The sequence below is a fragment of the Pseudonocardia sp. KRD291 genome, from assembly GCF_019263595.1.
In the GTDB taxonomy this organism is placed as follows: Bacteria; Actinomycetota; Actinomycetes; order Mycobacteriales; family Pseudonocardiaceae; genus Pseudonocardia.
The window spans coordinates 1-4,773 of sequence record NZ_JADQDD010000393.1; the positions used below are offsets into that span (position 1 = coordinate 1).

The 4,773-nt window shown below is 72.1% G+C and carries 4 protein-coding genes; 1 reads left to right on the forward strand and 3 read right to left on the reverse strand.

The window, feature by feature from the left end:
• Nucleotides 1-126: 126 nt before the first annotated feature.
• The 3 genes from I4I78_RS30485 to I4I78_RS30495 form a co-directional block, all read right to left on the reverse strand.
• The gene (locus I4I78_RS30485; protein ID WP_226380743.1) at nt 127-1,452 is read right to left on the reverse strand and encodes an AI-2E family transporter; all 1,326 of its coding nucleotides are present in this window, start codon (nt 1,450-1,452) and stop codon (nt 127-129) included.
• A 90-nt stretch (nt 1,453-1,542) separates the two neighbouring features.
• Complete coding sequence (locus tag I4I78_RS30490; protein WP_308252453.1) at nt 1,543-2,466, reverse strand: alpha/beta hydrolase; 924 nt, start codon at nt 2,464-2,466, stop codon at nt 1,543-1,545.
• Between the two features lie 167 nt (nt 2,467-2,633).
• Nucleotides 2,634-2,840: a dodecin gene (locus I4I78_RS30495; protein WP_218614971.1), complete on the reverse strand. Its 207-nt coding sequence runs from the start codon at nt 2,838-2,840 to the stop codon at nt 2,634-2,636.
• A gap of 140 nt (nt 2,841-2,980) precedes the next feature.
• Here I4I78_RS30495 and I4I78_RS30500 point away from each other — a divergent pair, with 140 nt between their 5' ends.
• Entirely contained in the window at nt 2,981-4,183 is a 1,203-nt protein-coding gene (locus I4I78_RS30500; RefSeq protein WP_218614972.1) for a TetR/AcrR family transcriptional regulator, read from the forward strand.
• The last annotated feature ends 590 nt before the right edge of the window (nt 4,184-4,773 follow it).

The following is a 4,773-nucleotide window of genomic DNA, read 5'->3' on the forward strand; positions in this document are numbered from 1 at the left end:
CGCGGACGCCGCGACGAGCATCGTTCGAGTGGCCCGCACCGGCCCAGGATGTCAGCACCGGCCCGGATCCGCGCTCCGGCGCAGGCCCGCCGACGGCCCGTGCCGGTCGGGCGTCGCCGTGCGGCGTCACACCGACCCGGCGGCCTCGGGGTGGTTGTCCGGCCGTGCGGAACGCGGGTCCAGCGGGTCGATCGTGGTGGGGTCGACCATCCACTTGTCGGACCCGCGGTTGATCGAGCGGATGCCGGCGTCGGCCAGTGTGACCAGCGGGACCGCGAGCAGGGCCCCCGGGATCCCGGCGAGGATCAACCCGCCGGCGATCGGCAGCACGACGGCGAGCGGGTGCAGCTTGACCGACCGTCCGAGCAGCAGCGGCTGCAGGATGTAGCCCTCGATGTTCTGCACCAGCAACAGCAGCCCCGCCACCAGCAACGCGTCCACCCAACCGCCCGTCACCAGCGCGATCAGCACCGCGACGATGCCGGTGACAACGGCGCCGAGGGTCGGGACGAACGCACCGAAGAAGATCAGTGTGGCGAGCGGGACGGCGAGCGGGACGCCGATCAGCCACAGCCCGACGCCCGCGGTGACCGCGTCCACGGCGGCGACCACGACGATCGCCCGCGTGTAGCCGACGAGCGAGGCGAACGCCCGCCTGCCGGCGATGTCGGAGCGGGTGCGGGCGGCCTGCGGGATCGCGGAGAGCAGCCACCGCCAGATCTTGGCGCCGTCGTGGATGAAGAAGGCCAGCACGAACAGTGTCAGCAGCGTCTCGGTCGCGATCTCGCCCGCGGTGCCGACGGCGCCGAGCAGGTTCGTGGCCAGCTCGGCCTGGTTGCGCTGCAACTCGCTCAGCGCGGTCTGGGTGACGGTGTCGAGCTGCTGGTTGTCCACATGCAGCGGGCCGGTGGACAGCCAGTCCTGCAACGCCACGAAGCTCTGCCCCAGCTGTGTCGACAGGCTCGGGAGACCGTTCAGGAACGCCGCGACGACACCCCACAGGATCCCGCCGAACACGGCCAGCCCGCCGATCACCACCAGCCCGGTCGCGATCGCCCGCGGAATGTGCGGGACCCGCCCGACGAGCCGGGCCGCCGGGCTGAGCAGCGCGGCCAGGATCAGCGCGATCACCACCGGGACCACCAGCAGGGACAGCTCGGCGACGACCCAGAGCAACACGGCCAGCGCGGCGGCCAGCAGGAGCCCGCGCCAGGCCAGCCCGGTGGCCAGCGCCAGCGCCGGCGGGATCTGCCGGGCCTGGGTGCCGTCGGGCGCGGTCGTCGGGAAGGCACCGGCCTGGGACGTGACGACGACGCCGGACGGGTCGGGCCCGACGGCGGGGCCGGTGTCCGGGGTGTCGCTCATCTGGTCGCCGTCCTGCTCCGCGTCCGTCTCCGCCGCTTCCCGGCGCGGAGGAGGCACCGGTGCCGACGGTCGCGGCGGGGTGGTCATCGTCAGAACGGTAGGCCACCCGGGCGGTTGATCGCAGGACGTCGTCGCGCGTCCGTCCGTCGCGCGGTGCCCGCCGGGGTGCCGGCGGGGTCAGACCTTGACGGCCGCCTTCAGCGCGGCGGCCGCGTCGTCCACGATCCCGGCACCGGACGGCGTCGCCCCGAGCGTCCAGAGGAAGTCGTGCAGCATCCCGTCGTACCGCTTGGCCGTGACCTCGACGCCTGCCTCGGAGAGCCGGGCCGCGTAGGCCTCGCCCTCGTCGCGCAGCGGGTCGAACTCCGCGGTGGCGACGAACGCCGGCGGCAGCCCCGTCAGGTCGGCGGTGCGGCCGGGGCACAGGTAGCGGTCACCCGCCGCGTCCTGCGCACCGAGGTAGTGCGCCCAGAACCATTCCATCGACCCGCGCTCGAGCAGGTAGCCCGAGGCGTTCTCCGAGTACGACGGGGTGGAGAAGTCGAAGTCGGTGACCGGGAAGAGAAGGATCTGCGCGGACAGGGCGGGCCCACCGCGGTCCCGGGCGGCCTGCGCCACCGAGGCGGCGAGATGGCGACCTGCGGAGTCGCCCGCGACGGCCAGCCGGCCGGCGTCGGCACCGAGCGACGCGGCGTTCTCCGCGGCCCAGACGGTCGCGGCGTAGGCGTCGTCGAAGGCGGCGGGGTGGACGTGCTCGGGGGCGAGCCGGTAGTCGACGGAGACGAAGACCGCCCCGGTGCGGTTGGCCAGCATCCGGACCGGCTTGTCCACCGTGTCCAGGTCGCCGATCACCCAGCCGCCACCGTGGAAGTAGACGACCAGTGGTTTCGGACCCGCACCCTCGGGGGTGTAGACCCGGACCGGGATGTCGCCGCCGGGCCCCGGGATGTTCCGGCTGTCGACCGCCATGGGTTCGGCCTCGCCCTGCAGGTCCAGGAACCCGGCCGCGGCGGCGCGTGCCTGCGGGACCGACATCTGGGGGAACGGTGGCATGCCCGCCTGCGCGAGCGCGTCGAGCAGTCCTTGGGCTTCGGGGTGCACGGGCAACGTTGCCTCCTGCGTACGGGGACGGTTCGAGGGCCGTGACGCCGGTCACGGCCCTCGGATGATCCTGGCACGCAGGAGGACGACCGAGTGATCAACGAATCGACGTCACCCGGATGCCACGGCGTGTGGGCCGGAGAACATCCCGGCCCACACCCCGTCGGTCACTCCTCGATCTTGAAACCGACCTTGAGGCCGACCTGGAAGTGCTCCACCGACCCCTCCTCCAGGTGCAGGCGGATCTCGGTGACCTCGGCCCAGTCCAGGTTCTTGAGGGTCTTGGAGGCGTCGCCGATGCCGGCGCGGATGGCGGCATCGACGCCGTCGGGGGAGGTGCCGACGATCTCGGTCACGCGGTAGGTGTTTGCCATGTCCCGTCCGTACCCCGGTCGTGACCTCAGCGAAACGTCGGCGACCTGGCCGCGTCGGAGTCCGGAAGCAGGTCGACGGGTGGCACGCAGATTTGCGAGGCCGCCGCGCGAACCCGGGTGCCGTTGGCTTTAATACCCCCATGGGGGAGCAGGTGCGCGGCGCGGTCCTCGACCGCCGTCAGGAGATCCTGAGCGGAGCCGCCGAGGTCTTCAGCGAGTTCGGTTACCACCGGGCCCGGATGTCGCAGATCGCCGGATCGAGCGGGATCACCGGCCCCGCTCTCTACCGCCACTTCCCGGGCAAGGAGGCGCTGCTCGCCGCCGTCGTCGACGCCGGGACCGGCATCGTCGACGATCTCTTCGAGAAGGCGGCGGCGGAGGGCGGGGATCCGGCCGACCTGTTGTCCCGAACCCTCTGTGGGCTGGCGCGCGCGGCCGTGGAGTACCGCTACTTCGGCATCATCCTGCAGCGCGACGCCCGCCACCTCCCCGAACCCGACCGGGCCCGTACCGGTGCGCGGTGGACGGTGCTGGTGGAGGAGCTCGGGAACCGGATCCGCGCGGTCCGGACCGAGCTCGCACCCGCCGACGCCGAGTTCCTCGGCCGCGCGATGCTGGCCGTCGCGGCGTCGCCGTCGACCTACCGGGTCCGGGGCGTCACCGACGCGCGGCGGCGCCGGGCCCTGACCGCGATGCTGACGAGCGCCGGTCGCGCCGACGTCGGCGTGACCGGCTCCGGCGGACCGCGCCGCCCGCGGGCCCCCGACATCGCAACGCTCGCCGACCGGGCGTCCCGGCGGGAGGCGATCATCGGGGTCTCCAACCGGCTGTTCCGCCTGCGGGGCTTCCACGGGGTGAGCATCGAGGACATCGCCGACGCCGCGGGCGTCACCGGCCCGACCGTCTACAGCTACTTCGACAGCAAGGCGGACCTGCTCGCCACCTCCTGCCACCGTGGCGTGGCGTGGCTCGAGCTGGAGGTCGAGAACGTCCTGGTGACCGAGCAGGCGCCGGCCGGACGTCTCGACGGGGTGCTGCGGTCCCTGGTCACGTTCGCGCTCCGGCACGGCGACACGATGGCGATGCTCGTGCGGGAGGTGCCCAACCTGCCCCCGGACGGCGTGCGGACCGCCCGCCGCGACCGGGTCGACCACACCGCCGAGGTCGTCCGGCTGGTGCGGGCCGAGCGCCCCGGTCTCGATGAGCCGACGGCGCGGATCCTCGTGCGCGGCTCCGTCGCGGTGGTCAACGAGCTGGCCTGCGCCGACCGGTACCGGGATCGTCCGGACCTGGAACGGGAGCTGGGGGACATCGCGTTGTGCACGCTGCGCGCCGATCCCTGATCCCTGATCCCGGACACCCGCACCCCCGGACACACAGGGGGAGACGAGGAGAGCCCTCCGCCGGACCGCGACGCGCATTCGCCCCCGACGCGCTTGCAGGGCCCGACGAAGGGCACTCCACCGGACAACGCACGCGAGGGCACCGGGGTTACCCCCCTGATGTGGTGACGGTGCGGCGCGGGCTTCCGCCCGCAATCCGGGACGATCATGAAGTGCCCGGCGTCACAAGAACCCGTGATCGGTCCGAAAGCCGTTCAGAGGCCCGTTTTCGGCCGTTCACGCGACCCGATCAGCGCGCTGACCTGCGCAGGTATCCGGCCGGACCCCTTAAGGGACCCCGGTTTGACCCTGCCGGACACCGCCCTGTAACTTTCTCTCTGTCAGCGAGAACGCCGGACAGAACGGCCCCACAGAGGGCCGGTCAACAGGCCCGCTGATCAACCCGGTGAGACCCCCCGATGATTTCGGTTGTCGGTGTGTGGTTTAGGGTTACTGGTGTTCGTCACTGGCGCTGCTCTTGCGGGTGGTCTGGTGTGCGGGTGTCTTTTGAGAACTCAACAGTGTGTCGAGCTATGAATTTTTTGGTTTGA

Coding starts and splice junctions, on each gene's coding strand:
- I4I78_RS30485 (WP_226380743.1), bottom strand. CDS start 1,452: ATGACCACCCCGCCGCGACCGTCGGCACCGGTGCCTCCTCCGCGCCGG.
- I4I78_RS30495 (WP_218614971.1), bottom strand. CDS start 2,840: ATGGCAAACACCTACCGCGTGACCGAGATCGTCGGCACCTCCCCCGAC.
- I4I78_RS30500 (WP_218614972.1), top strand. CDS start 2,981: ATGGGGGAGCAGGTGCGCGGCGCGGTCCTCGACCGCCGTCAGGAGATC.